Here is a 26912-nt window from a genome sequence, read left to right on the forward strand (position 1 = left end):
CAAATCATAGATAAGTATGGGGTCTGTTATTTAAAATGAGCTTTAACTTTACTTAGTTATTGATTATTACCTGATAGCATCTTGGTATTTTGACTTGCCAAGTCAATCGCCATTTTAACCGTTTCATCTAAGTACGGATCAGGGCCTTCATAATCCTTTGGTAAGTCATCAATTGATTTTAGTAATGGCTTACCTTCACGTACATTTCGTTCATTTATACGTTTAAGTTTAGTTGCTTCGATTTCATTATCTTCTTTTTGACGCTCAGCATAATTAAGCGAAATTAGATTCTTACTCTCTTTATGCGCTTTATAGCGCGCAATATCTTCATCGATATAATTGAATTCAGGGTCTTGGCTAATCCGCGCTAGATGCTGAGTTTTGATTGGCGATAAGTCTGATGAAATATCACCGACACGTGCATAGTTTGCTGGAGGAATGCTATCCCATGGCAATGCATTGTCTTCAAAACTTTCACCTGTTTCAGCAGGGTCTTGACCTGTTGGCATCACGACATCAGGTGTCACACCCTTACGCTGTGTACTCCCACCATTAACACGGTAAAACTTCTGGATGGTATATTGTACTGAACCCAATGAAGGCCATTCTGGCTTTAACATTTGGTCGTACACACGACTTAAACTACGATGTTGTTGTACCGTGCCTTTACCAAAAGTTGGTTCGCCCACGATTAACGCACGCCCATAATCCTGCATCGCTGCTGCAAAAATTTCAGATGCAGATGCACTAAAACGATCAACTAAAACAACCAGTGGGCCTTTATAGTAAATAACGTCGTCATCATCGACATCTTGACGAACTTGACCATTGTTATCACGAATTTGAACCACTGGGCCTTTTGGAATAAATAAACCAGATAAAGCAACAGCTTCAGTTAATGCCCCACCACCATTTCCGCGTAAATCAATGACCAACGCAGAAACATTATCTTTCGCGATATTTTGCAGTTGTGTTTTTACATCATTAGTTAAACCAACATAGAAACCAGGAATATCTAACACAGCAACTTTATCTTTGCCTTGCTGTTTGATAGTCAGTTTTACAGCACGGTCTTCAAGGCGGATTTGCTCCCGAACGATGGTGATGATATGAGGCTTCGCCCCTTTGGTATCAGAAATAACTTCTAACCGAACTTTACTTCCTTTTGGCCCTTTAATTAACGCAACCACGTCATCAAGGCGCCAACCAACTACATCCACAATCGGTTTGCCCGTTTGCCCTACACCAATGATTTTATCACCGACTTTTAACTCTTTGCTCTTCGCCGCAGGCCCACCTGCCACGAGGGAGTTAATCACCGTATTTTCATCATCTTGCTGTAAAACCGCGCCAATTCCTTCCAATGACAAACTCATTTCAGAATTGAATTGTTCAGTATTACGAGGTGAAAGATAACTCGTATGTGGATCAATTTCGCGTGCAAATGAATTAATAATCAGTTGGAAAACGTCTTCACTTTGTGCTTGCGTTAGACGTCTCAAAGCAAAGTTATATCGCTTGGTCAGTTTTTCTTTGATTTCTTTATCGTCTTTACCTGAAAGCTTTAAATTCAACCAGTCATAACGTACTTTTTGGTCCCAGAGACGATCAAGTTCTTGTTTATCTTTAGGCCAAGGGGACTTAGAGCGGTCAACTTCAATAGAATCCGTCGCGTTCAAATCAATAGGTTGTTCTAAGCGAGCTAATGCATATTTAAAACGCTCAAAACGCCGTTCCTGCGATAGGTTATACAGGTCATAAAACGTATCTAATTTGCCGTCCTCAAGCCATTGACCTACTTTACCTTTATCTTTGGTATACTGATCAACGTCGGATTGAAGTAAAACATTGTGACCGAAATCTAACATATTGAGATAGCGGTCAAATATTTTCCCAGAAAACGCTTTGTCTAAATCAAATTGACGATAATGTGAACGAGTGAACCTTGATGTGACCCTTTCACTCACAGTGCCGTGCTGAGCGCTCTGTTTTAAGACAGGTAACTGAGCCGCAGTGACCGGAGCCACTGCTTGAGTATTAGCAATTGCACTACCGAAAGTAGCCAAACTGACAACAAGTGCAATTTTAAGAAGTTTGTTCATGACCTGATTGACCTCCGTATCAGAACTTTAAATGTTCCGCGCGTACAATCATTGCCAGTCCAGTTGGCAATTGAACCCTAACACCGTCTTTTGCAATTTCCAGCACAGAGGCGTCCATCACACTAGTACCCACTTTCACTTTCAATGATTGACCAATTTGAAGTGTGTTGATATCAGTGACTGATTTCAGATTCTGTTCTGGGGCTGGGTTATTACGACGGGGGGGTTTAGCTGATGTAGTTTGCGAGCGTTCTTTATTGTCTGATGGGCGACGGCGAGGCGCTTTCTCTTTAGTGGTATCTTGACTACGGGTGTTTTTTTCACTCGGCTTTTTCGCTGCTGGGCGCTTTTGCGCTTTTTGTTCAGCACGTTGCGCTTGAACACGAGCTTTAGCTTCAGCTAATTGTTGACGCGCATGAGCAATATGCTCTGCGTCTAATTCACCACAGTCTTCACCATTTAGGTCAACGCGTTTTGCGCCTTCTTTAACACCGTAGAGATAACGCCAGCTAGAGGTATACATACGCAACGCAGAACGTAATTGCGTTTTGCTAATACCGTCTTCTTCAGTTAAACACCCTACGATATCTTGAAAAATTCCGACTTTTAACGGACGTGCTTCGCCTTCAGCGATAAAACAGCGAGGAAAACGCTCTGCTAGAAATGCGATAACTTCTTTACTACTATTCAACTTAGGTTGATTTTCCATGAAATTTCCTGATAACAACGATTTTGCCAACCTCACGGGCATGAACAAGCCGACATTATAATCGTGTTGCTGACAATTGCCACGTTACTATTAATTTAACTGACCAATATTTAGTAATATTTTGGCATAGAACACATTGCCAGATGTTGACACAACTGGTTTACAAGGTGCTTTAAGCCTTTTTCATCCTCTTGGTCGAATTGGCTAATATTTGGGCTGTCGATATCTAAAACCCCAATAATTTGCCCATTTACCACCAAAGGAAACACAATTTCAGCGTTACTTGCCGCATCACAAGCGATATGACCTGGGAATGCATGAACATCTTCTATACGCTGAATTTGGTTGTGACTAAAAGCCGTACCACAGACCCCTTTACCAAAGGGTATTCGAACACATGCAACTTTACCTTGAAACGGACCTAATACTAATTCTTGCCCATTACTCAGGTAAAATCCAGCCCAATTAACCCCCTCTAAGCGCTCATACAGTAATGCACAAGTATTTGCTAAGGTGGCAATTAAATCATATTCTCCTGCTAATAATGCAGAGAGATTATCTGAAAGTTCAAGATAATACTTCTTTTTATCCATAATTATTTTTAGTAATAATCAAGTAATTAATGAAACATCTGTAAGAGTAACTCTAAGGTTACCAATTTGTCACTTTGAGGTAAATTTTTTTACACTAGATTACATCTAAGTGAAACCCTAAAATGAGTAAATATGAACAACATTAACCACACTGACTTGATTTTACAGCGTTGTAGCCATTGCAACCAAAAAATCCTCGCTCCGCGATTTAGCTTACGACAAGTCGTTATTTGCCCTCGTTGTTCTAGTCAACTCAATGATGGCCGGTCATGGTCAATCAAGCGGTTATCCATATTGTCTATCACATTATTGATGCTAGCACCGATCGCTTTTTTACAACCACTAATTTCTATTCATCTGCTGGGAAGTCAAATTAATGCCAATGTAATAGAAGGTGTTCGCTTAATTAATCATCAAGGTGACCCGCTCACAGCAAGTATTGTGGCTTTTTGTGCGATAGCTGCTCCACTATTATTGCCAATATTAATATTAATGTTACTTATTGGTCAGCGAATAAATTTAAACCTTCGCCCTATTTTACTGGTTCTGAAACACATCAAAGAATGGGTTATGTTAGATGTTTACTTAATCGCTCTCGGTATAGCGGCAATTAAAATGCAAGATTACGCCAGCGTGTTTATCGGTAATGGTTTAGTTGCTTTTATCACGATGGCTATTTTAAGTTTATTGATCCTCATCCACATGAATTTAGACGAACTATGGCGTCGGTTTTACCCTATTGATGACCAAGGGGAACAACCACATGCGTTGGCCTGCACCGCTTGCCACTTTACAGGGCCTTCTAACGCCCAAGGGAAGTGTCAGCGCTGTCATCGGCCATTACAATCTCGCAACCCCTATAGTTTACAAAAAACATGGGCTGCGCTAATTGCCGCCATGGTGTTATTGTTTCCCGCTAACCTGCTACCCATTTCAGTTTTTTATCTGAATGGGCAGCGTTTGGAGGACACAATTTATTCTGGTGTTGTAGCCTTAATTGACTCGGGTAACTGGCCTATTGCCATTATTGTCTTCATTGCCAGCATATTAGTGCCCTTCATCAAGATTATCATCATGATATTATTACTATTTTCTATACAGTTAAAAAGCAATACCGACCCTGTTCTTCGTATGAAACTACTAAAATTTGTTTCATGGATAGGCCGCTGGTCAATGTTAGATTTATTCGTCATTGCCTTAATGATGACATTAGTTAACCGTGATCAATTAATGTCTTTTACTATGGGCCCTGCCGCATTTTACTTTGGTACAGCAGTTATTCTAACAATCATGGCTGTTGAATGGTTAGATAGCCGCTTAATATGGGATTCATATGGAAAATCAAAACCTGCAAAATGAGCCTTCTGAAGAAGCTACAGAAGCCACACTACGCAAACGAGGGCGTATCTCCCCTTTCTGGTTATTACCGCTGGTAGCGATTTTTATAGCTGGTTGGCTTCTTTTCCAACATTGGGTTGAGCGTGGAACTGATATTACGATTGAGTTCTCTTCTGCCCCAGGTGTCGTCGCAAATCGAACACCTATTCGCTACCAAGGCGTTGAGGTTGGATTAGTTCAATCAATTGCTATTAGCAAAAATATGAAATCCATTATTGTTACTGCCAGTGTTAACAAAGACATGCGCTCTGCGTTAACTTCAGGCACAAAATTTTGGTTAGTTACACCTAAAGCCTCATTGGCGGGCGTTTCCGGCCTTGATGCATTGGTTGGCGGTAACTATATTGGAATGCTGCCAAGCACTGGGACAGAGCAATTCTCGTTTGTGGCACAAGACACGCCACCACAACTAAATATTGACGAAGGTGAACTTCTAATCCACTTAACCGCACCTGATTTAGGTTCATTAAACGAAAACTCACCCATTTATTACCGAAAAGTCCCCGTGGGTTATATCTCGGATTATACCATTTTACCGGATAACCAAGGGGTATCTATATCTGCGGTGGTCAAAAAACACTATGCCAAACTCGTTCGTAAAGACAGCCAATTTTGGAATGTATCTGGCTTACAAGGTAGTTTTGACCTTAAATCCGGTGCTAATATCAAAATGGAAAGCCTTTCTGCTGTCATAAATGGCGCTATTACTTTTGACTCACCGCAAGGCAGCCCCCAAGCGGAAGAAGGCCAACGTTTTGTGTTACAATCTAGCCGTGCCGTTGTCAAAGCTGCTGAACAAGAAGGTAAATCCCCTTTAACTCTTGCCTTATGGGCCAATGACACCTATGGCGTAAGCAAAGGGCAACCTGTTGTTTATAAAGGTATTCAAATCGGTGAAGTGTTACAACGTCACCTATCCGCCGGTAATGTCAATTTTAAAATAGCCATATATGATGAGTTTAAGCACCTCATTCGTGAAGACAGTAAATTTGTCGCCAATAGCCGTGTTGATGTCCAATTGGGGCTTGGTGGACTACAGTTCCAAGGCGCGACACCGCAAGAATGGTTAGATGGCGGCATACACTTAATTGCGGGGCAAAGCCAAGGGAAATTACCAGAGAAATTCCCTTTATACCGCAGTGATGACAATGCGAAAGCCGGTATTTTAGGGTCATCTCCACCAACTACAATTACTCTTAATACAGCGACATTACCAGATATACAAGCCGGGTCGGTTGTACTTTATCGTCAATTTGCAGTAGGCAAAATTACCACCATTAAACCCACTACATCCGGTTTTTCCATTGATGTATATATTTCAAGTGAATATCGGCATTTACTGACTGATAACAGTGTTTTTTGGGCTGAAGGTGGAGCAAAAGTTCAGTTAAATAGTAATGGTTTAACAGTCCAAGCTGCCCCATTGAGCCGTGCGATCAGTGGAGCAATAAGCTTTGACAACATAGGTAATGGCACAGCGAATACTGCACGCCAACACATGCTTTACCCTAATGAAACATCTGCTAAGGCTATTGGTAGTGTAGTTACCTTAACAACATTTGATGCCTCCAAACTTTCTGAAGGCATGCCTATCCGTTATTTAGGCATAAACATTGGTCAGATAGAGTCGTTAAAACTGTCCTCTGATAAAAGAGAGGTACAAGCGAGAGCTATTCTCTATCCAGAGTATGTCAGCACATTCACAAAACTAGGGAGCCGCTTTGCTGTTGTAACCCCTGAGTTATCACCCGCGGGCTTAAATAACCTTGACAGTATATTACAACCTTATATTAGTGCAGAGCCTGGACGTAGTAATAAAAACCGTTATCAATTTGAACTACAAGCTGCCAATATAACTGACTCTCGTTATTTAGATGGTTTAACCATTTACCTTGATGCCACTGATGTTGGTTCTGTTCAGGTGGGTACGCCGATTTTATTTAGAGGGCTGGAAGTTGGTGTGGTGACAGGCTTATATTTGGGAGAGCTTTCCGACCGCGTTTATGTTGCCACACGTATTGGCAAGGAGTATCAATACTTAGTACGTGATAACACTGAATTTTGGCAATCATCCGGCTTTAATTTCTCCTTTGGTTTGGCTGGTGGAGTTATGAAAAGCGGTACATTCAAGCAGTTTGTCCGAGGTGGTATCACTCTCGCCACCCCGCCAACAGTGCCTTTAGCGCCGAAAGCCAAGCCGGAACAGCATTTCATTCTAAAATTAGAAGCCCCTAGTGATTACTTAAACTGGGGCACATCAATACCTAAAAAATAAACACTACAAGGGTGCATATAAGTAACATAATGCACCCTCTCTTGCTTATCGGTGAAAATTTATTTTGGAAATCAATTCCATTTATACTATGATTAATTCTGTTGAGCTTAGTATATATAGATAACGTCGATAAATGAGGTGCTATTATGTGTTTTGTGAAATTGAAAATATCTTCCTATGAAATTAATGATGCGGTTATGGCTTCACATAAAAGTGATACGGTAAGTATCCCTTGTGATTCTGATACCGATTTCTGTATGCAATTAGATGGTTGGGACGAACATACCAGCATCCCTGCCACCTTAGATGAAAAACCTGTTTTACTCTATCGTCATCACTATGATAAAGAAAATCATCATTGGGTCATGAAATTAGCATAGTAGGTTAATCATGTTATACAGCCTATTAGCTCGGGTATATAAATGGGTAAGAACAAATAGAAAGGTGATTACTAGTGTGTTAACAAACAAACCGATAGGCAAAAAAAGAGGCCTGGTAGATTCCGATTACCGGGCCTTGGGAAATGGCTCTGGCAGAGCCGTGCGCTAAAATTGCCATTGAGACGTAACAAAGTACACCCTAATACTAGCTTTCAACTCACGTTCTTACCACATTTATTATCAATTATTTCACATATTATTAACACAATTTATTGTTTGATTTTCTAATATTGAACTATTTGTTCAATAGGTTATACCTATATCAGTAATCAACAAAACCTTTCAATATTGTATCGCGCTGATTTATATAAATAAATAATAGAAAACACCATTCCCTCTGCGTAACCAACCCTATTTCCAGTAACCTTACTTACTGGGGCATAATTTTTCAGCGGCCTCTTTTAATGGCTGTATTCTTTCTTTAACACTTTTAGTTGTTTCAATAGGTGCTAATAAAACATCAATCGGCTGAGCCTTAATCTCTTTTTTCTCCATTAATTCCGTCGCTATCTCATTTAATGGATATTGCATCAATGTTGCAGGGTTAATGACGACCAATGCACCATTGTTACGGCACTCAAGCATCACCTCCTCACGAATAAACGGCCAGTCCTGACCAAATTGTTTTTTACTGACTGTTGCCAATGGTGCGGAGTATGCTGCACTCATTGTTCCAACAAGTAATAATGAGCAAATAATGAGTTTATATTTCATTAAAATGACCTTGTTAAATATTAAAAATATCTTCACTGTATTATCAAATAAATACGAACATTTGGCTATATCGGTTGATAAGTAGCAAAAATAGCAACGGCTAGAATTGCCATAGTACCCAATAACAATTCAACCCAACTATTAATGATCAAATAGTTCAAACGCCCTCTGTGTTTTAGGCCTGGAACGATATAGTAGCGATTAATCAAAGCTAACATTACCATTCCTAGAACTAAAATAATTTTAAACCAAAGCAATGATTGGTACTCAGAGCCCGAAAATGCCAAAGGCCATTCTGGCAAAATCGTTATTGCACTAATAACCCCGGTTAAGATGACAAGCACAACTGCAACATGCCCAATTTTTGAAAACAACCGCATAGTACTGATTATTTGTTTATCCATCCCCTGCGCCAGCTCTTGTTTATGACGTAAAAACTGAATACAAATTAAGAATGGCCATAAACCACCAAACCAATAGGCTGCACTAATGAGATGAATGAACTGATTAATACGATGAAAAGCCCCAATAACGCCATCGGTCATGGCTGCATGCCCAATAAATGCATGGAGACCAAGCAGGACAATAGAAAGAAGTAATACTAGGTTTAGACGTAGCTTTATGGATTTTATACATAAAACCAGCAAGAGGATAACAGCAAACAGCAGTTGCCAGCGCCATATTTGACCAAATGACGTGCCAAGCACCCCCTGCCATATAGCCCAATCGATACTATCTTCCCAACCATCCCCCATCAAACCAGCTTGAGCAAGCAACCAACCAAAGGTTGTTAATGAAGTGATAATAGCGCAAAAGAAGATACCTTTATTAAGGTAACGGACTAATAAATAGCGAAACTTCCCACGACTGAGAAGCACTGCAAATATTGACATACCACACATCAATATTGCAGCGATAAAATGGATAAAACGAATTAACGTATAAAAAGCTTCTAGTGACATATCATTTCACTGTAAAGCTATAAGTCCCTTTTGTTTTGTGCCCATCCACAGAGACCACACTCCAATTAACATCATACTTACCGGCAACGAGTTTATCCTCAACAGGAACAATAACTTTAGTGTCATTACTTGGGTCTAATGCTGCCTTGCCTGTTTTGACAATATTTTTTTCAGGGCCAACAATATTGACTTTAGTGAAATTAACTTCAATCCCCTCAGAAAAGCTTAATGTAATTGATTCAGGTGCTTGCTCTACCGCGGCACCTTCAGCTGGTAGTTGGTCTTTAAGATGAGCATGAGCAAAAGCTTGTTGGAAGGACATACCTAAAAACAAAACGGCAATAGCGCTAAGTTTACGCCATGAAGATTTAATATGGTGGATTGGCATAGTAACCCCTTAATTTGCAGGTGAATTTAGAATTATTACCAATCATTATACGGAAAAAAACCAGTTTTACCGCTTAAAAATAGGTTTTGACCCTCTATCCTGTGAGTTTTCACACAAAATGAAAAGAAAAAGGCTTGTGGTCATTGAAATAAACTTTCATAGCCACAAGCCTGATAAGGTCTTTATACTTCAAATAGATATATTAACTTAATAAATACCGATAGTGCTTCAAATTAGATATGTGTTGCTGCAGATAAGCTTTTTAAGTCTTTATCTAACAAGAATAACGCCTTGCCAGATTCACCAACCATATCAAGTTTATCCAATACTGATTTAAATAGTTTTTCTTCTTCGTGTTGCTCAGCAACATACCATTGTAAGAAGTTAAATGTTGAATAGTCTTGGGTTGTCATGGCTAAATGAGCCAGTTTGTTAATTTCGCGTGTGATTAATTGTTCGTGCTCATATGTTTGGGTGAAAACATCTGCAATCGATTTGAAAGCAACAGGAGGCGCTGCAATTTGCCCTAATAAAGGTAATGCACCTGTATCGCTAAGGTAATCAAATAAACGCTGCATGTGCTCCATTTCTTCTTGTGAGTGCGACTTTAGAAATGCAGCTGCACCTTCGTAGCCTTTATCGCTACACCAAGCACTCATTTGCAAATAAAGATTAGCAGAATAAAATTCAAGATTTAATTGCTCATTTAGTTTATTGACCATGTCTGTAGTTAACATATTTATGCCTTATCAGTTAATCGTTCATTCTTATATTATGCACAGTATTACAATAATTAAAACCCTAAAACAATCTTAAAACAAAAAAATCCAATTTACTGATTATTAATAACTTTTGTTAAAAACAATAATAATCAATCTCATTATCTTTTCTTGGCTTATATTTTAATTATCACGATAACAATCATTCGTCTTTATTTTTCCGACATCATTTTTTAATATTCTATTGAGATTTTTTCTCATTAACCCATTATAATAAATCAGTGAGAATTAACTTTTGAGAACCAAAATGAACTACAACCTTGCTTTATTACCTAAAGATGAAATGGATAAGATCAACGTTGACCTTTTAGCCTCCGGTGTTGCATTCAAAGAACGCTATAACGTCGCCGTCATCGCCGAAGCCGTCGAACGGGAACAGCCCGAGCACCTAAGGGAGTATTTCAGAGAAAGGTTGGTTTATTACCGCCAACTTTCACAAAATTTTGCGCGTATGCCTTATGAACCCAGAAATCGCTAAATTGATTACTCGGTTTACTACCCAATATTTTTATTTGGTCACGAAGTAAATTTATTATCCATACACTAAAAAAGGGAGCCTTTTTCGGCTCCCCTTTAGTTACATTAATACGAAAGAAAATGGGTCTTTTCTTTGTTAACTAATATTAACTGCCTATTTAGTTGCGTTATAGGTAACCGTATTATTTTGGCAATCGACCGAAACAGAATAACGTAGGTCAGATTTTGCCCCTCTCACCACCAATGGAACAGTATAGCCTGTTTCAGTTTTAGTCACTTCACTATCATTGACCCATGCAACTGCCTTTTTACCTAACGTGGCCTTCTCTTCTGCCCAACGCGGTAACCGATTATGCATAAAATCACTTTTAACCTGAGCCGCAATCTGTGGTTCAGTTAATGTACCACAACTGACAAAGGGTTCCGCTTTACCTTCTTCATCGTTTGCGCTTAAAGCAAACGAACTAAAAACCAATGCACATGTCCCCAGAACAACAGCAATTTTATGATTTGCTTCCATAGCACCCTCCGATACCCATATAAGGTAAAGATTTTTGATTAGTTTAGCTGCCCATTTAAACCTATTAGAATATGTTAAATTTACCAGTTACTTACTGGTCATTTTCTAACTAGTATCAATGAATAAAATGACTTAACTAATATTAATCTATCAGGTCTGTGCATAAATGTTAATAGTATGTTTACTAATTATTAATTTTCATCATCGAATAATACGTGAATTTGCTCTTTACCTTGGTGGCTTTCCCTAATTTCTTGAGCTACTATTGCAATGGCCTCCCCACTACTCATCCCTTGCGCCATCAACTGATGAATTCTTTCAACCGCTTCTTGTTGCTCTTCATGATTAAGTGCTGGTATTCCAGAAAGCATGGTTTAAACCTCATAAGTAAAATACTAAAATCAATAATTAAGATTTTAACATCTCTTCGATTATTAAGATAAGAATATATGTTAACCTGTTCAAATCCACTTGTTGCGGAATATTATATTTATCGACATGACTATCAATAAAAAACAGTTACCTTATCGCCCAACTGCGGCAATCGACTATTTTGCGCCTATTGCACATCTGCCATGGGCAATGTTATTACATTCAGGAAATGCAAAACATTCACATAATCGATTTGATATTATTGTCGCTGACCCTATTGCGACACTGACTACCTACCACAGCGAAACAACCATCACAGAGCAAGGTCAACCTTCAACGACTTCGGGTTCAGACCCCTTTGATTTGCTAAAACAATTGCTCAATAAATACAGGTCGAACAATAATGAATGCATAGATTTACCCTTTAATGGTGGTGCATTGGGCCTTTGGAGCTACGATTTAGGTCGTCGCATTGAAAAACTCCCTAACCTCGCCAAAACAGAATTACAATTTCCTGATATGGCCATCGGGATCTATTTATGGGCACTCATTATTGATCATCACACTAAAACAACTACATTAATTAGTTATGATGATATTGAAGCTAGGTTAGCTTGGTTACAGGCACAAAAAAAACCACGTAAGAATAAATTCCAATTAACGTCCCCTTGGCAATCAAACATGTCAGAAGAGACATATCACCAAAACATCGCGCATATTCATGAATATTTACGTAATGGTGATTGCTATCAAATCAATTTAGCTCAAAGATTTAAAGCTAAGTATAAAGGGGACGAATGGAATGCATTTCTAGCTCTGTTAGAAAGTAATGAAGCCCCTTTCTCTTCCTTTATTCGTTTACCTGAAAACGCAGTCATTAGCATGTCCCCTGAGCGGTTTATTTTTTTACAGGATGGCGATATTCAGACACGCCCAATTAAAGGAACACTTCCCCGTCTAGAAAATGAACAGGATGACCTTGCTCAAGTAGAAAAATTAGCAAACTCAACCAAAGACCGTGCAGAAAACGTCATGATTGTCGATTTATTACGTAATGATATTGGCCGAGTTGCCCAGCCAGGGTCAGTGAATGTCCCTGAGTTATTTGCAGTGGAGTCATTTCCTGCTGTACACCATTTGGTTAGTACGGTCTGCGCAAAATTAGATGCACAGTATTGTGCTGCTGACTTATTAAGAGCGTGTTTCCCTGGAGGGTCAATCACCGGAGCACCTAAAATACGAGCAATGGAAATCATTGAAGAATTAGAACCGCATCGTCGACATGGATATTGTGGTGCAATAGGCTATATTAGCTTTTGTGGAAATATGGATAGCAATATTACTATTCGTACTTTATTGACCTATAAAAAACAAATTTACTGTTGGGCTGGTGGTGGTATTGTTGCTGATAGCCAAGCTGACAGAGAATATCAAGAGACATTTGATAAATTAAGCCTGATTTTACCTGTATTAGGAGCACTAAATAAAGATGACTGAACTGAATAACTTTATCAATCGTTTTCAGTTTACTTTGCCGACAACCCGCCAGCCTGTATTCAAGGCGGGTAAATCGGCTGCGGTTCTTTTGCCAATAATCAATAAACCGCACCCAACGTTACTTCTTACGCAACGCTCCCCTTTCTTACGTTCTCATGCAGGAGAAGTGGCTTTTCCTGGGGGGGCAAGTGACCCCGAGGATGGCTCACCCATCAACACCGCCTTACGTGAAGCTTACGAAGAAGTGGCGATCCCTCCGGAAAAAGTTAAAGTACTTGGCCAACTCGCCCCACTCCAAAGTTATGGTGGCTACGAGGTCACCCCTATAGTTGGGCTTTTACCTAATAATATTCGATATCAAGCGAACCCCAGCGAAGTGGCTTCTATCTTTGAAGTTCCATTGTTTGATGCACTTTCACTTCAACGCCATAAATTCGTGGATATAAAGCGTTCAGGGCGGCACAGTCGCATCTTTTTTTACTGGTATAACGGGCGGTTAGTTTGGGGTTTGACTGCCTCAATAATCCACCAATTAGCTTTACAACTAGATTGAGCCTTTCATAACTATTCACCATATAGCGCCTTTATTACAGTGTGATATTTTTAGATAGCCGTTATATAGCGTCAGATCTTACAAAATATCCATCTTTATACTGGCTATTTTTTAGACAATTCACAGACATTTTGTGCTATTTACCTTCAATTCACACTCCTCAACTACCTTATTTCAAAAAATACTTTAAACTTACTGGTTAACACTACTAAATAACAGTAAAGTAGCGCCTTTTAAAATAAAGCACTATATTTTCATCTTTTTTTTAAGGAGTCCTGCGTGATAAGCGTTTTCGACATGTTTAAAGTGGGCATTGGCCCTTCAAGCTCTCATACCGTCGGTCCGATGAAAGCTGGGAAAGAATTTGTCGATGATTTGGTAAGCAAAGGCATATTGCCTAACGTTACTCGTATTTCTGTGGATGTTTACGGGTCATTATCGCTTACTGGAAAAGGGCACCATACTGATATCGCCATTATTATGGGGCTAGCAGGTAATATGCCTGCCACCGTTGACATTGAATCTATTCCAACTTTTATCAAAAATGTGGAAGAGTCAGAGAAACTCCCGCTAGCTAATGGAACTCAGGTTGTTGACTTTCCAAATGAAGGCGGCATGAATTTTCGTCAAGATAACCTGCCTTTACATGAGAATGGCATGATAATTCATGCATTTAATGGTGATAAAGAAATTTATACCAAAACTTATTATTCTATCGGCGGTGGTTTTATCGTCGATGAAGAACATTTTGGTCAATCCATCCTTGATAGCAAACCTGTGTCGTATCCATACAATTCTGCTGACGAATTATTATTGAATTGCAAAAAATCAGGTCTTTCTATTTCTAGTTTAATGATGAAAAATGAGCTAGATCTCCATACTAAACAAGAAATTGAAGAATACTTCGCTGATGTGTGGCACACGATGCAAGCTTGTATTGAGCGTGGCTTAAATACTGAAGGCGTCTTACCGGGCCCGCTACGCGTTCCTCGTCGAGCACCGGCACTAAATCGACTGGTCACATCATCAAGTAAACTTTCAAATGACCCGATGAATGTTATCGACCTTATCAATATGTATGCCTTAGCCGTTAATGAGGAAAATGCCGCAGGAGGCCGCGTTGTCACTGCCCCTACCAATGGAGCATGTGGTATCGTCCCCGCCGTATTAGCTTATTACAATCATTGTATTGAGCCTGTTACCCCTGAGCTGTATATGCGCTATTTCTTAGCTTCAGGCGCAATTGGCATTTTATATAAAATGAACGCATCAATTTCAGGAGCTGAAGTTGGCTGTCAAGGTGAGGTCGGTGTCGCATGTTCAATGGCTGCGGCAGGCCTTACCGAGCTATTTGGAGGCAGCCCAGAGCAAGTTTGTATCGCCGCTGAAATTGGCATGGAACACAACTTAGGACTAACCTGTGACCCTGTTGCTGGGCAAGTACAAGTGCCTTGCATTGAGCGTAATGCAATCGCATCAGTCAAAGCCATAAATGCAGCAAGAATGGCATTACGTAGAACCAGTGAACCTCGTGTTTCTCTCGATAAAGTGATTGAAACTATGTACGAAACAGGGAAGGACATGAATGCCAAATACCGTGAAACTTCCCGCGGTGGTTTAGCTATCAAGGTGCAATGTGATTAGTTTTAACCTACGGTAAACACGTTAACGCCCTCTTCATTCTATTATCAAGTCGATAGCATTGAGGGCGTTTTTATCTGCAATTAAGCGCTCATTTGGTTAGCACTGTCTTTTCCCACCACAACCTTCAAGTTTAATTAATCATTTCCCCCACAAAAAACCTTGTTTTTTACTGTTTATTATATATTTCATCAACAGCATCAAAATGGAAGCTATGCTATTTTATGCTAAAAGTGCTTCTTTACATTATTTATCAACAATCAAACCCCCCCGCCAACCCGCCCATTTTTTAACCAAAAAATCAATGGCAGCCTATTTTTGCTTAATTTTTTGTTACCTGTAACACAATAATAATCCACTCAATTAAAAATTGATAAAAATAAAACCCAACAAAAAACAAATAAAAAGATAATAATCGCAAATTAATAAGTGATTTTAGGTATATTCTTATTTTTCTGACGCGAAACAAGTTTTTAGGTTAAAACAAAATGTTATGCTACATATGGACTCGATACTAACAAGATAAGTAGCTGGCTTATGGATACCATGAGTAATTTGTAATTATTCAGCTAATATTATGATACAGGGGAAATTGATAAAGAGGAGTCTAACTTTAGCATCCGTTTTATCTACAGATAATATTTCGTTTTATCTATCTATGAGGGAAAAATAGTGAGTATAGCTATTATGATTGGTACACACGGAGTCGCTGCAGAACAGCTTCTTCGAACAACCGAGATGTTAATAGGCGAACAAGACAATGTTTCGTTTATTGATTTTATCCCTGGGGAAAATGCAGACACCCTGTTTGATAAATACACTCAAAAACTAACTGATTTAGATACTTCAAAAGGCGTACTGTTTTTAGTTGATACATGGGGAGGTAGCCCATTTAATGCCGCAAGTCGTATCGTTAATCAACATGAAAACTATGACATCATCACTGGCGTAAATGTTCCAATGCTAGTTGAAACCTTTATGTGTCGTGATGATAACCCCACCTTGAGCGAACTGATCACTGTAGCATTAGAAACTGGTCGTGGTGGCGTTCGTTCATTTAAGTTCAAAGAAGTTGAAACAGCGCCCGCAGCAGCGGCACCAAGTACTCCTGCTCCAGCGCCAATCAAAGCTGGTCCGGGTGAACACATGGTAATAGCCCTTGCCCGTATTGATGACCGTCTAATTCATGGCCAAGTGGCAACTCGCTGGACCAAAGAAACGCAAGTTAAGCGAATTATTGTTGTCAGTGATGAGGTAGCAAAAGACCAAGTCCGTTCAACATTACTCAAACAAGTCGCTCCACCTGGGGTAACCGCTCATGTTGTTGATGTCGCTAAATGCATTCGCGTTTATAACAACCCGAAATATGCAGGTGAGCGTGTTATGTTGCTGTTTACTAACCCAACAGACGTTAAACGTATTGTCGAAGAAGGTGTTGAAATCAAGTCCGTTAATATTGGTGGTATGGCTTACCATGATGGTAAAACCATGGTAACCAATGCGGTTTCAATCAACCAAGAAGACATCGATGCATTTAATTATTTGAATGACAAAAATATTGAGCTTGAAGTCAGAAAAGTTTCATCTGACAACAAAGTCTACATGATGGACTTAATTAGCAAGCTCAAAAAATAATGCTTAATACAATTTTTTATTTTAGTTCTTTATCCATTACTCAAACAGATTTTAAAACTTGTTGGTTACAGGAGATTAAACAATGGAACTTACCGTTGTTCAAATAGTACTGGTCTTCATCGTTGCATGTATCGCGGGGATGGGGTCAATCCTCGATGAATTCCAGTTTCACCGCCCTCTCGTTGCCTGTACGCTTATTGGTATCGTTTTGGGAGACATGAAAACAGGTATCATCATCGGTGGTACTTTGGAAATGATAGCTTTGGGGTGGATGAATATCGGTGCCGCGGTCGCACCTGATGCTGCACTCGCCTCAATTATTTCAACCATTTTGGTCATCGCCGGTGGGCAAAGCATTGGTGCTGGTATCGCATTAGCCATTCCTCTTGCAGCTGCTGGGCAAGTATTAACCATTATCGTACGTACCATTACTGTTGCGTTCCAACACGCAGCTGATAGGGCTACAACGACTGGTAACTTGACTTATCTAAGCGTAGTTCACGTTTCAGCACTGGTCTTGCAAGCTATGCGCGTTGCTATTCCTGCGCTTATTGTTGCTGTTTCTGTAGGGACATCCGAGGTTCAGCAACTGCTAAGTTCAATCCCTGAAGTTGTCACAAGTGGCTTAAATATCGCTGGGGGTATGATTGTTGTTGTTGGTTATGCAATGGTCATTAATATGATGCGTGCAGGCTATCTGATGCCGTTCTTCTACCTAGGCTTTGTCACTGCAGCCTTTACAGATTTCAACCTCGTTGCTCTGGGTGTCATTGGTGTTGTCATGGCCGTACTTTACATCCAACTCAGCCCTAAATACAACAAATCTCAAGTTGTTGTGAGCCAAGGGAATAGTAACAACAATCTTGATAATGAATTAGACTAGGAGGAACGCAATCATGGTTGACACAACTCAATCTACAGAGAAAAAACTGACTCAGAGCGATATTCGCGGTGTTTTTTTGCGTTCCAATTTATTCCAAGGCTCTTGGAACTTTGAACGTATGCAAGCTCTCGGCTTCTGCTATTCAATGATCCCTGTGATTCGCCGCCTTTATCCAGAAAATAATGACGACCGTAAACAAGCGATTAAACGCCATTTAGAATTTTTCAATACGCACCCATACGTTGCAGCGCCGGTCCTTGGCGTGACGATGGCAATGGAAGAACAACGCGCTAATGGTGCAGACATTGATGACGGGGCAATCAACGGTATCAAGGTCGGTCTCATGGGGCCTCTTGCTGGTGTCGGTGACCCAATTTTCTGGGGAACAGTACGCCCTGTCTTTGCGGCACTCGGTGCTGGGATCGCGATGACAGGTAGTTTACTCGGCCCATTACTCTTTTTCTTTTTATTCAACCTAGTACGGTTACTCACCTTATACTATGGAATTTCATATGGTTATAAGAAAGGGATCGATATTGTTCAAGATATGGGAGGCGGCTTCCTACAAAAATTAACAGAGGGAGCTTCAATACTTGGTTTGTTTGTTATGGGGGCCTTAGTAAACAAGTGGACACACGTCAATATTCCACTTGAGGTTTCGCGCATCAAAAACCAAACTACAGGTGTAGAAGATATTACGACTGTACAGATGATCCTAGACCAATTAATGCCTGGTTTAGTGCCATTGTTATTAACCTTCGGATGTATGTGGCTCTTACGCCATAAAGTTAATGCATTATGGATTATTATCGGTTTCTTCGGTCTTGGTATCTTAGGTGCTTGGCTGAAATTCTTAGCACCATAATTCTCTTGTAATTATTTGAATTGGGAGGTTGCAGCCTCCCTTTTTTAATTTTAAGCTCTGCACATGTTTACTTATCCAAGGGCGCTCCAATGACTTTCAATGATGCCATTCTCGCTATTATCATTTTGCTCATGCTTGTGTATGCAATTTATGACGAATTTATTCAGCATTTACTGAAAGGCAAAACGTTATTAAAGATCAACTTAAAACGAAAACATCGTATTGATGCCATCATTTTTATTGTATTAATATGTATTGTTATTTACACAAATATTGTTCGCCATGGTAATTTATTAACCACTTACTTATTATTGGTTACTATATTCATGTCTATTTACTTGGCATTTATAAGAACACCTAAGCTATTTTTTAAACAAACTGGGTTTTATTTTGCCAATACTTTTATTTTATACGAAAGAATAAAAACAATGAATTTATCTGAAGATGGCATATTAATAATAGGGTTAGAACAAAAGAAAATTTACATAAAAGCATCTCATCTTGATGATTTACAAAGAATTTATGAGTTTTTAATTAATCATAAATAATCATTATATATATTCATAATAAAACTAAGGTTAATTAAATTTATAATTAACCTTTTTTTTCTTAATATCCTAGTTGATAATAATTCTCACTAACGTTTAATATCCACAATTAATTAATTGTTGCCTTTAAAATAAAATGTGGTATCTTTCTTTCAACGTCATTGGGGAGTAGCCTGTTCTGGTATTATATATATACCAGAAAGTCCGTATCAACATACTCGTTTGGTTTCAAACGTGGTGCGGACACCAGATTCGGTTGGCAAGACCATAGACACATAAATAAGCCTTTTGGTTGGGGGTAATTTATGTGTATATGGAAACACCCAACCGAGGTTCTTGTTATGAGCTTTTACGCTACCCTTATCTTAGCCCTTGCACTATCCATGGATGCCTTTGCTGTAGCCATTTGCAAAGGTGCTGTTTTGCATAAACCTCGCTTCAGAGAAATTCTCCGCACTGGATTTATTTTTGGCTTCATTGAAGCCATAACCCCAATTATAGGTTGGGGTATTGGGATACTTGCAAGTCAATATGTCATTCGTTGGGATCATTGGATTGCATTTGCTTTATTATTTGTTTTAGGTGCTCGTATGATTTGGCAGAGCATTAAAACAAAAGATGAAGAATGTTGTTCAAAGCCGTCAAGTCATAGCTCAACAAACCTAATATTCTCAGCGATAGCCACTAGTCTTGATGCAATGGCAATCGGTCTTGGTTTAGCCTTTTTACAAGTAGACATCGTTCATACTGCAATGACTATTGGCTTAATGACGATGATAATGGCGACTGTTGGGATGATGATCGGCCGTTATGTCGGCCCATTATTAGGGAAAAAAGCCGAAATTGTGGGCGGGTTAGTATTAATTGGTATCGGGTTTAATATCTTATTCGAGCACCTTGAATTATTTATGTACGCTTCATAATTTTGTTGCCCCCTAATTATCTTAGGGGGCAATTTTAAGCGTTCTACTCACCCTGATATTGGTAAACCCGGATCAAGAAATCAGCAGTATAATTCTTCACATCAGATAATAATAAACCTTGCTTAACTTCTTCAGACGCACGCCAAGCAAATGGCGTCATTGCTAGCAATTCATAAGCTTCGCTGCCTGCCAGTGACATTTTATAATTTAACCGTGTTTCGTCTAATAGAACAAAATTAGGTAGATTTTCTTCTTTAACAGGATGCAATTTCACTTCATCATAAATCAATGCTTTTAATTCTTGCAGATGTTCTGCTGCTGGAGTGACGGTAATTAGAGTCCCCTTAGATATTAAGATACGGCTTAATTCTTCCCCTTTGCATGGTGCATAAATTCGGACAATACTACCGAAACTTGTATCCGCAAAAGGTAATCGGTGGCTAGTCCCCACACAAAAATGTACTGATTTATAACGCTTAGCCGCGTAACGGATTGCCGCTTTAGACACATCTAACCCAAAGACCGTGGCTTGCTCGTCTTGCTTTTTCAGTTCTTGTGCAAAATAATCAGTGTAATACCCTTCCCCACAACCAATATCTAGCAAACTCATATTTGATGACGGAATAAATTGGGCTATTTTTTCTGAAACTTTGTCACGCATCAGGTGATAATGCCCCTCATCAAGAAACTGCCTACGAGCCTGCATCATCTCTGCGCTATCACCGGGGTCTTTTGAACGTTTATGTTGCACAGGTAATAAATTAACATAACCTTCTTTTGCACAATCAAACTGGTGGTTAGCTTCACAACGAAAGCTATTTTGTACTTTTTGAAGGGGTTTAAAACAAAGGGGGCATTGATAGTTCATAAACATCACTGATTTAAAAATAATGAGCAGTATACCATATCAGCCATCATGCAGCGCCATAGAATTATTTCCCATGACACCGTGACGTTAACGACATTCCATTAAATTATTTTACAGGCTTGCCCGCCTGCGCAGATTTTTCTTTGCTCTCTTTTTTCTCCGCTTTTAATTTATTATCATTAAACTGATATTATATTCTTCACCTAATGCAGAACTAAAAATAAAAGCCGGACTCATATCTGACTAAGCGGCTTTCATTCTTATTGCAGAATATCCTAAGTAATATACTTAGAAATCAGCAAATTCAGGGATTGGTTTACGCCCATGAGATTCAAGAAAATCAAGCACACGACGTGGTGTTACATTCAGGATCTGAGATTGTGGGAAATCAATAGAGTCCAGCATTTCAATGACACGGTCAAAACGACCTAAGTAACCTGAAAAGTGAGAGTCAGACCCCAGAGAAACCCAACCTCCACTGTCTTTAACCGCTTTTGCAATTTCTAAACAGTTCTTTTGACTACCCGCTCGGGAATGGAGAAATGATGAGTTATTCATTTCTAAAGCAACATTACTTTCTTTCGCCGCTTGAGCAACCGCTTTAATATCGATGGGGTACTTAGGGTTTCCAGGGTGCGTAATAATTTGCACTTTACCACTGCGGATCGTTGCAATCATGGCTTCTGTATTATCAGCTAAACTTTGGGGCTCTAATACCGGCTCATGAAAACCCGCTAATATAATATCCAGATGACGTGCTATTTTTTCATTACAGTCTGTCTCACCCAGCTTATTTTTTATATTAGCTTCAATACCATACAGTAAACCAACACCATCAACAATCCGAGGTAAGATAGGCATATTACCAAAATGCCATTCATGAGGGGCATCTTGCATTTCAGGTCCATGGTCTGTGATCGCAAATAGCTTTACACCACGGCTTGCCGCTTCCGTAAAATATTCACTCACCGTACTATATGCATGGGTGCTGGCAATGGTGTGCGCATGTAAATCAACTTGATACATAATATAATATCCTTCTAATTCTTCTATTTGCTTTATCACTTATAACGACTTATTCAAGCTAACATATCAAGGTTAAGGTTTCGATACTAATTAAGCTAAACAGCACTTTATAGACCTATACTTTATAAACTTATAACAATACATTGCACTTTATCTGGAATCGTATTTAATATGCAAAAACCCGCGATAATCGCGGGTTCAAGTTGAATATTTCGAGATTAAAACTAGTCGACTAAAACACGTTTATTTGTTGCGCCCCACAGGATCGACATCTCTGTAAAAAGTGCGCCACTGATATCTTCAACTTCCTCAGCCGTTATCTCGGCATTCCCTTGTTTACCAAAAAATACGACTTCATCACCTGGGCTGACTTGTTTTAAATCAGTAACATCCACCATAACGGTATTCATTGATGTTTTTCCTAACACAGGAACAGTTTGGCCATTGATCAATGCATGACCAGTATTACTAAATACTCGACGGTAGCCATCAGCATAACCAACAGGAATATTGGCCAAAACAGAATCTCGTTTCAAAGTATAAGTTCTGTCATAACCCACAGTATTTCCTTTAGGGTAATGATTCACCGCAGCAATATTTGATTTAAGCGTCATTACGCGTTTATAGTCGTTCGTTGCAACGGTGTCACCATAAAAGATCCCTCCTACACGCACCATATCTAGCCACGACTCGGAGACAGTAATAGTTGCATAAGTATTCGCCACATGCAGCATCACATCTTCACGCTTTATTCCAGTTACCGCCAAGACTTGTTGTGATCCTGTCTTGAATTTTGCGAGATCTTTACGGATTTGAGCTTCATCTTCCTCTGGATAGTGAGACATAATTCCCACGATTTTTAATTGCGGTAATTCTGAAATCTGCTTCGCTTCATTCAAACCAGCGGCATGGCTTACTTCGAGTCCATTACGGGACATCCCTGCCGAATTTAGCGCTAAATGAATAGGAATGATTTTATTTTGTTGTTTTGCAATCGCATTCAAACGTTGCGCCATTGCTAAATTACCAATGAGTTCTTCCGTGTCATATTGTGTCGCTTGTGCCATTTCCTGCTCAGTCGCATTTCTCACTCGCATTAAACGGCCTTTAAAACCTAAGTCTCTCACTGTTTTTAATTCTTGGTTGTTTGTTACGCCAATACATTGAACATTGTTTTCAATCATAATGGGGGTAACTAATGAAAGGTCATGACCGTAAGCATCCCCTTTCAATACCGCGCAAAGAGAGGATTTATCGCCTAATAGAGCTTGAACTTTTTGCACATTAAATTCTAATGCGCCTCGTGAGATTTCAATCCATGAGTTATTAACCACTACGGATTGGGTTTGTACTACAGGTGTTGCTACATCATTAGCATTAGTATTAAACGGTTGTTGGCATGCTGTCGTAGCAACAAATAGCGGTAGTAATGCAAGATATTTTAAACGAAAAGCCACAAATTATTCCTTAACTATAGTGATATTCACCCCAATCCGTTGTTGTTCTCATTTTGGGGACGTTGACCTGCATAAATACATTTCACCGTGATAATATCAATTTGAATAATTTGAACAAGTAATAATTCACTTTTAATGCATAAAAAGTCACACTACACGCATAAACATAATCAATGTTTCTTATCGCCCCTAATCCTCCCAAACCCATTACTTATATTTATTACACTGTTACCATCCATTTGGCTTATTTCTTGGTGGCTTGATAGCAGCTTATTTAATGCTTACCACATGGCTATCTTGCATATCATATTCGCCCATTATTGGGGCTCTATAGGGCTATTTTTAATTACATTCGTCACCTCATAGACAACACTGACATAGGGACATCATGATGTCATGATGATGATATGAATATTAATCCTGAACATTTACCGCTTTACGCAAAAATCGAATCAGCTCTCGCGGCTGATATTTCCAATGGTATATACCCCCCAGGCAGCCAATTGCCTCCCGAAGATCGCCTAATAGAAAGGTTTAATGCAAGCCGCACAACAGTACGCAAGGCGATTGAGAACCTTGTATTGCGCGAACAAATTGAAATCCGGCGTGGTAAAGGGACCTTTGTGACCATGCCTAAAATCAACCAAGAACTCACTGAGTTGACTGGGTTTGTTGAGGATATGCAAGCCCTTGGTCGTATCCCAACGGCTCGCCTATTAGACAAGCAAATCGTATCTGCCGATACACATGTAGCTGAGCAACTTGGCATCTTACCTGGAAGTGCCGTAATGCGGCTCCAGCGTGTCCGCCTTGCCGATGGCATCGCCATGTCTTTCGATGAAACCTATCTTCCTCAAGAAATTGGAGAAAAAATTATCACACACGATTTAGATGCTGAACCCATCTTTTCTCTACTCGAAGATAAATACGCTATCCCATTAACTGAGGCAGAATATCGCCTTGCAGCTATTACAGCCCCTTCTAATGTCGCTCTTGCTCTCAATATTGATACAGGTAGTGCGATCTTTTTAATCGAACGAACATCCTATACCACAGGCCACCAGCCCATTGATTATGAAAAGCTCTACTATCGCGGTGATCTGATTAGCTTCGCCACGCGTTTAACACGTCGTCCACGCACCTCACCGAAAGCCTAAATAATGGACGCTCTATTACTGTTTATCGCGGCTTGTGCAGCAAGTGCGCTTGGTGGAATACTGGGGATGGCAAGTGGCATTTTTATTGTGCCAATTCTCACGCAAATTTTTGGTGTAGAAATCCACATCGCCATTGGAGCAAGCCTGGTCTCCGTCATAGCGTGTTCATGTGGTAGTGCAGGTCAGTTTCTCAAAAATCGCCTAACCAATACCCGTCTAGCCATTGTACTTGAAACAGCCACTACATTTGGTGCCTTGACAGGCGTGTTGTTAATTGGGCTCATATCACCCCCTGTACTGTATGGCCTCTTTGCCATGATCCTCACAATTTCAGCTAAACAGATGTTAACTCGCCGATATGAAGTCATTGCTGCTACTCCAATCAATCAAACTCGCTGGGCTACAACCTTACGCCTACATTCCAGTTTTCCAGAAAGCCAATCTAGGCAGGAAGTCCCCTATTACGTCAGTCGTGTTCCTCTTGGGATGATATTCATGTACGGGGCGGGGTTGATTTCGGCATTATTAGGAATTGGCTCTGGTGTACTCAAAATACCTGCCATGGATAGCGCCTTGCGTCTTCCCATTAAAGTTTCAAGCGCTACATCCAATTTCATGATTGGGGTGACAGCAGCAACCAGTGCAGGGGCTTATTTTGTTCGAGGGGATATTGACATTAATGTTGCTGGCCCTATCGCCTTAGGTTCAGTTATTGGCTCAATTATCGGAGCACGCTTACTTATAGGGCTACCTGCCGATAAATTGCGTATCTTTTTTGTCATCATTCTGGCGTTTTTAGCATTTCAAATGCTTATGAGCGCTTTTGATATACACATTTTTGCTGGGACACTATGAAGTCTGAGAAAGGGTATTTAGAATTACGGGACCAAGTCATCGCTCTGTTACTTCGCTACGGAACATGGTTAGCGACAACCTTGATTGCCATTGGTGTAGCCTTAACCGCTTTAAAACCATTTTGGGGCACATCCCTACTTCCACTACATGGCTCTGACATTGTGAGTGCGGGCATTGCATTGTTTATTCTTTTGCCTGTATTACGCGTTATTTTAATGCTAGCCTTTTTTATACGTGACCGAGATTATGTTTATGTCGCGATTACGACTCTTGTACTCGTCTTTATCGCCGCAGGCGTTATTATTGAACTGTAATATTGATCCCTGCTTATTTCCCTATTTACCCAGCGAACTAGATATTTCAAGTCAGTTATCTACTTTTTTTCAGCATATTAACTTCGTTACGATAAAAATCTTCGAGTCGATCACCTCCTACAGGTTCACCTAAGTGGCTTTCCCCCATAAATGTCAGAAAAAATTCAATTGGGCCATAAAACTTTTGCGGCGTGAAATGCCGAACTGCAAAAATACTTCCCCTACGAACCCAGTCAGGGAGATAGCTAATTTTGATATCTTGTCCTAAGGCTTGGGCTGCACAATTGGCAATATCATTTAGAGAAAGCACTTCAGGCCCTCCCACAGATAGTTCCTGCCTTGCTTGCCCCTGATTAAGGGCCTTAACGATAAATTCAGCCAAATCTTTACCCGAAATTGGGTTAATTTGCACATGACCATCACCGAACAAATAAACTCGCCCAGAAGCTGCCATCTTCAAAAAATCACCCATATCACTAAAGTAGCCGTTGGGACGAACGATAATAGAAGAAAGAGAAGATTGTTTGAGTTCATCCGCAAAACGTTCTTTTGCTTCAAATATCTTTAAGTGTCGGTTTTTATCGCCATCGATAGCTGAAACATAAACAAATTGCTTTACCTCATCAGCTATTGCTTCATCTAATAGGTTGATATTACCCTGATAATCAACATCCATATAGGTCAAACCATCTTTTTGTCGGGTTATTCCAACCGCACTAATAACGACGTCTATTCCCTCAGTAACACCATGCAGTGTGTTCGGTTCCGTCACTTCCCCAACATAGATATGATCGGCACTAGCCACCACCCTTTGTTGGTTTTGTCTCCTGACAAGCGCTCTGACCCAATAACCTTGTTTTTTTAATTCTGCAACGAGATATTGCCCCAAATAGCCTGTAGCACCTGCAACTAAAACTTTTTTCACATTTAAACCTTAGGGTAGCCACAAATTAAGTTAATT

General features: G+C 39.8%; 28 protein-coding genes and 1 riboswitch. Of the genes, 15 read left to right on the plus strand and 13 right to left on the minus strand.

Features of this window, described 5'->3' with window-relative positions:
- Positions 1–56: 56 nt before the first annotated feature.
- From prc to ACHB7C_RS04155, 3 genes are all read right to left on the minus strand, one after another.
- Positions 57–2102, minus strand: coding sequence for a carboxy terminal-processing peptidase (gene prc / locus ACHB7C_RS04145; RefSeq protein ID WP_129465964.1), 2046 nt, complete (start codon positions 2100–2102; stop codon positions 57–59).
- A 19-nt stretch (positions 2103–2121) separates the two neighbouring features.
- The gene (gene proQ, locus ACHB7C_RS04150) at positions 2122–2811 is read right to left on the minus strand and encodes an RNA chaperone ProQ (protein WP_042843600.1); all 690 of its coding nucleotides are present in this window, start codon (positions 2809–2811) and stop codon (positions 2122–2124) included.
- Between the two features lie 110 nt (positions 2812–2921).
- Positions 2922–3404 (minus strand): GAF domain-containing protein, encoded by a 483-nt coding sequence (locus tag ACHB7C_RS04155; protein ID WP_042843599.1) that lies wholly within the window; start codon positions 3402–3404, stop codon positions 2922–2924.
- A gap of 132 nt (positions 3405–3536) precedes the next feature.
- On the opposite strand from ACHB7C_RS04155, the gene yebS reads away from it, so the two are divergent.
- The 3 genes from yebS (at position 3537) to ACHB7C_RS04170 (ending at position 7457) form a co-directional block, all read left to right on the plus strand.
- Positions 3537–4763, plus strand: coding sequence for a membrane integrity lipid transport subunit YebS (yebS, locus tag ACHB7C_RS04160; RefSeq protein WP_042843598.1), 1227 nt, complete (start codon positions 3537–3539; stop codon positions 4761–4763).
- Complete coding sequence (locus ACHB7C_RS04165; protein ID WP_395346604.1) at positions 4753–7077, plus strand: MlaD family protein; 2325 nt, start codon at positions 4753–4755, stop codon at positions 7075–7077. Before yebS ends, ACHB7C_RS04165 begins: the two co-directional genes overlap by 11 nt.
- Positions 7078–7223: 146 nt before the next feature.
- The gene (locus ACHB7C_RS04170; RefSeq protein WP_042843596.1) at positions 7224–7457 is read left to right on the plus strand and encodes a DUF1480 family protein; all 234 of its coding nucleotides are present in this window, start codon (positions 7224–7226) and stop codon (positions 7455–7457) included.
- Positions 7458–7883: 426 nt separating this feature from the next.
- Here the strand turns inward: ACHB7C_RS04170 and ACHB7C_RS04175 are convergent, their stop codons facing one another.
- The 4 genes from ACHB7C_RS04175 to ftnA all read right to left on the minus strand — a co-directional run bounded on the left by ACHB7C_RS04175 (position 7884) and on the right by ftnA (position 10318).
- Positions 7884–8231, minus strand: coding sequence for a YebY family protein (locus tag ACHB7C_RS04175; protein WP_042843595.1), 348 nt, complete (start codon positions 8229–8231; stop codon positions 7884–7886).
- Between the two features lie 65 nt (positions 8232–8296).
- Entirely contained in the window at positions 8297–9193 is an 897-nt protein-coding gene (copD, locus tag ACHB7C_RS04180; RefSeq protein WP_395346467.1) for a copper homeostasis membrane protein CopD, read from the minus strand.
- Between the two features lies 1 nt (position 9194).
- Positions 9195–9581 (minus strand): copper homeostasis periplasmic binding protein CopC, encoded by a 387-nt coding sequence (gene copC, locus ACHB7C_RS04185; protein WP_131680769.1) that lies wholly within the window; start codon positions 9579–9581, stop codon positions 9195–9197.
- 233 nt (positions 9582–9814) lie between these two features.
- Positions 9815–10318, minus strand: coding sequence for a non-heme ferritin (gene ftnA, locus ACHB7C_RS04190; protein WP_042843590.1), 504 nt, complete (start codon positions 10316–10318; stop codon positions 9815–9817).
- 289 nt (positions 10319–10607) lie between these two features.
- Between ftnA and ACHB7C_RS04195 the strand changes: the two genes are divergently transcribed.
- Positions 10608–10838 (plus strand): DNA polymerase III subunit theta, encoded by a 231-nt coding sequence (locus ACHB7C_RS04195; protein ID WP_042843589.1) that lies wholly within the window; start codon positions 10608–10610, stop codon positions 10836–10838.
- A 153-nt stretch (positions 10839–10991) separates the two neighbouring features.
- Here the strand turns inward: ACHB7C_RS04195 and yebF are convergent, their stop codons facing one another.
- Positions 10992–11357 (minus strand): protein YebF, encoded by a 366-nt coding sequence (gene yebF / locus ACHB7C_RS04200; RefSeq protein WP_048607312.1) that lies wholly within the window; start codon positions 11355–11357, stop codon positions 10992–10994.
- A gap of 191 nt (positions 11358–11548) precedes the next feature.
- Positions 11549–11728 (minus strand): YoaH family protein, encoded by a 180-nt coding sequence (locus tag ACHB7C_RS04205; protein ID WP_042843587.1) that lies wholly within the window; start codon positions 11726–11728, stop codon positions 11549–11551.
- Between the two features lie 127 nt (positions 11729–11855).
- Here ACHB7C_RS04205 and pabB point away from each other — a divergent pair, with 127 nt between their 5' ends.
- From pabB to mntP, 8 genes are all read left to right on the plus strand, one after another.
- Positions 11856–13226 (plus strand): aminodeoxychorismate synthase component 1, encoded by a 1371-nt coding sequence (gene pabB, locus ACHB7C_RS04210; protein ID WP_042843586.1) that lies wholly within the window; start codon positions 11856–11858, stop codon positions 13224–13226.
- Positions 13219–13779: a CoA pyrophosphatase gene (locus tag ACHB7C_RS04215; RefSeq protein WP_042843585.1), complete on the plus strand. Its 561-nt coding sequence runs from the start codon at positions 13219–13221 to the stop codon at positions 13777–13779. Before pabB ends, ACHB7C_RS04215 begins: the two co-directional genes overlap by 8 nt.
- Before the next feature lie 279 nt (positions 13780–14058).
- Positions 14059–15423 carry an L-serine ammonia-lyase gene (locus tag ACHB7C_RS04220; protein WP_395346471.1) on the plus strand — a complete coding sequence of 455 codons (1365 nt, stop codon included), beginning with the start codon at positions 14059–14061 and terminating at the stop codon, positions 15421–15423.
- A gap of 669 nt (positions 15424–16092) precedes the next feature.
- Positions 16093–17055, plus strand: a complete 963-nt coding sequence (gene manX, locus ACHB7C_RS04225) for a PTS mannose transporter subunit IIAB (RefSeq protein ID WP_206074965.1) — start codon at positions 16093–16095, stop codon at positions 17053–17055.
- Positions 17056–17137: 82 nt separating this feature from the next.
- Positions 17138–17938: a PTS mannose/fructose/sorbose transporter subunit IIC gene (locus ACHB7C_RS04230; protein WP_042843583.1), complete on the plus strand. Its 801-nt coding sequence runs from the start codon at positions 17138–17140 to the stop codon at positions 17936–17938.
- A 13-nt stretch (positions 17939–17951) separates the two neighbouring features.
- Positions 17952–18803: a PTS mannose transporter subunit IID gene (locus tag ACHB7C_RS04235; protein ID WP_042843581.1), complete on the plus strand. Its 852-nt coding sequence runs from the start codon at positions 17952–17954 to the stop codon at positions 18801–18803.
- Positions 18804–18892: 89 nt separating this feature from the next.
- Positions 18893–19351 (plus strand): DUF986 family protein, encoded by a 459-nt coding sequence (locus ACHB7C_RS04240; protein ID WP_395346474.1) that lies wholly within the window; start codon positions 18893–18895, stop codon positions 19349–19351.
- A 151-nt stretch (positions 19352–19502) separates the two neighbouring features.
- A riboswitch (yybP-ykoY riboswitch) is annotated at positions 19503–19644 on the plus strand.
- 48 nt (positions 19645–19692) lie between these two features.
- A complete protein-coding gene (mntP, locus tag ACHB7C_RS04245) occupies positions 19693–20274 on the plus strand; it encodes a manganese efflux pump MntP (RefSeq protein WP_129466346.1) in 582 nt (193 codons plus the stop codon).
- A 43-nt stretch (positions 20275–20317) separates the two neighbouring features.
- Here mntP and rlmA read toward each other — a convergent pair whose 3' ends face one another.
- The 3 genes from rlmA to alr all read right to left on the minus strand — a co-directional run bounded on the left by rlmA (position 20318) and on the right by alr (position 23625).
- A complete protein-coding gene (gene rlmA / locus ACHB7C_RS04250; RefSeq protein ID WP_048607338.1) occupies positions 20318–21142 on the minus strand; it encodes a 23S rRNA (guanine(745)-N(1))-methyltransferase in 825 nt (274 codons plus the stop codon).
- Between the two features lie 288 nt (positions 21143–21430).
- Positions 21431–22168, minus strand: coding sequence for a phosphatase (locus ACHB7C_RS04255; RefSeq protein ID WP_042843578.1), 738 nt, complete (start codon positions 22166–22168; stop codon positions 21431–21433).
- A 224-nt stretch (positions 22169–22392) separates the two neighbouring features.
- A complete protein-coding gene (alr, locus tag ACHB7C_RS04260; RefSeq protein ID WP_395346476.1) occupies positions 22393–23625 on the minus strand; it encodes an alanine racemase in 1233 nt (410 codons plus the stop codon).
- Between the two features lie 407 nt (positions 23626–24032).
- Here alr and ACHB7C_RS04265 point away from each other — a divergent pair, with 407 nt between their 5' ends.
- Genes ACHB7C_RS04265 through ACHB7C_RS04275 form a run of 3 tightly spaced genes read left to right on the plus strand, consistent with a single transcriptional unit; the run spans position 24033 to position 25951 of the window.
- Complete coding sequence (locus tag ACHB7C_RS04265) at positions 24033–24782, plus strand: GntR family transcriptional regulator (RefSeq protein WP_264402774.1); 750 nt, start codon at positions 24033–24035, stop codon at positions 24780–24782.
- Between the two features lie 3 nt (positions 24783–24785).
- Complete coding sequence (locus ACHB7C_RS04270) at positions 24786–25637, plus strand: sulfite exporter TauE/SafE family protein (protein ID WP_272678875.1); 852 nt, start codon at positions 24786–24788, stop codon at positions 25635–25637.
- Positions 25634–25951, plus strand: a complete 318-nt coding sequence (locus tag ACHB7C_RS04275) for a DUF1634 domain-containing protein (protein WP_042843574.1) — start codon at positions 25634–25636, stop codon at positions 25949–25951. The genes ACHB7C_RS04270 and ACHB7C_RS04275 overlap by 4 nt, the downstream gene beginning before the upstream one ends.
- Before the next feature lie 55 nt (positions 25952–26006).
- Here ACHB7C_RS04275 and ACHB7C_RS04280 read toward each other — a convergent pair whose 3' ends face one another.
- Positions 26007–26876 (minus strand): SDR family oxidoreductase, encoded by an 870-nt coding sequence (locus tag ACHB7C_RS04280; protein WP_395346479.1) that lies wholly within the window; start codon positions 26874–26876, stop codon positions 26007–26009.
- Between the last annotated feature and the right edge of the window lie 36 nt (positions 26877–26912).

The sequence above is a fragment of the Providencia sp. 2024EL-00732 genome, assembly GCF_044006275.1.
Taxonomy (GTDB): Bacteria; Pseudomonadota; Gammaproteobacteria; order Enterobacterales; family Enterobacteriaceae; genus Providencia; species Providencia huashanensis.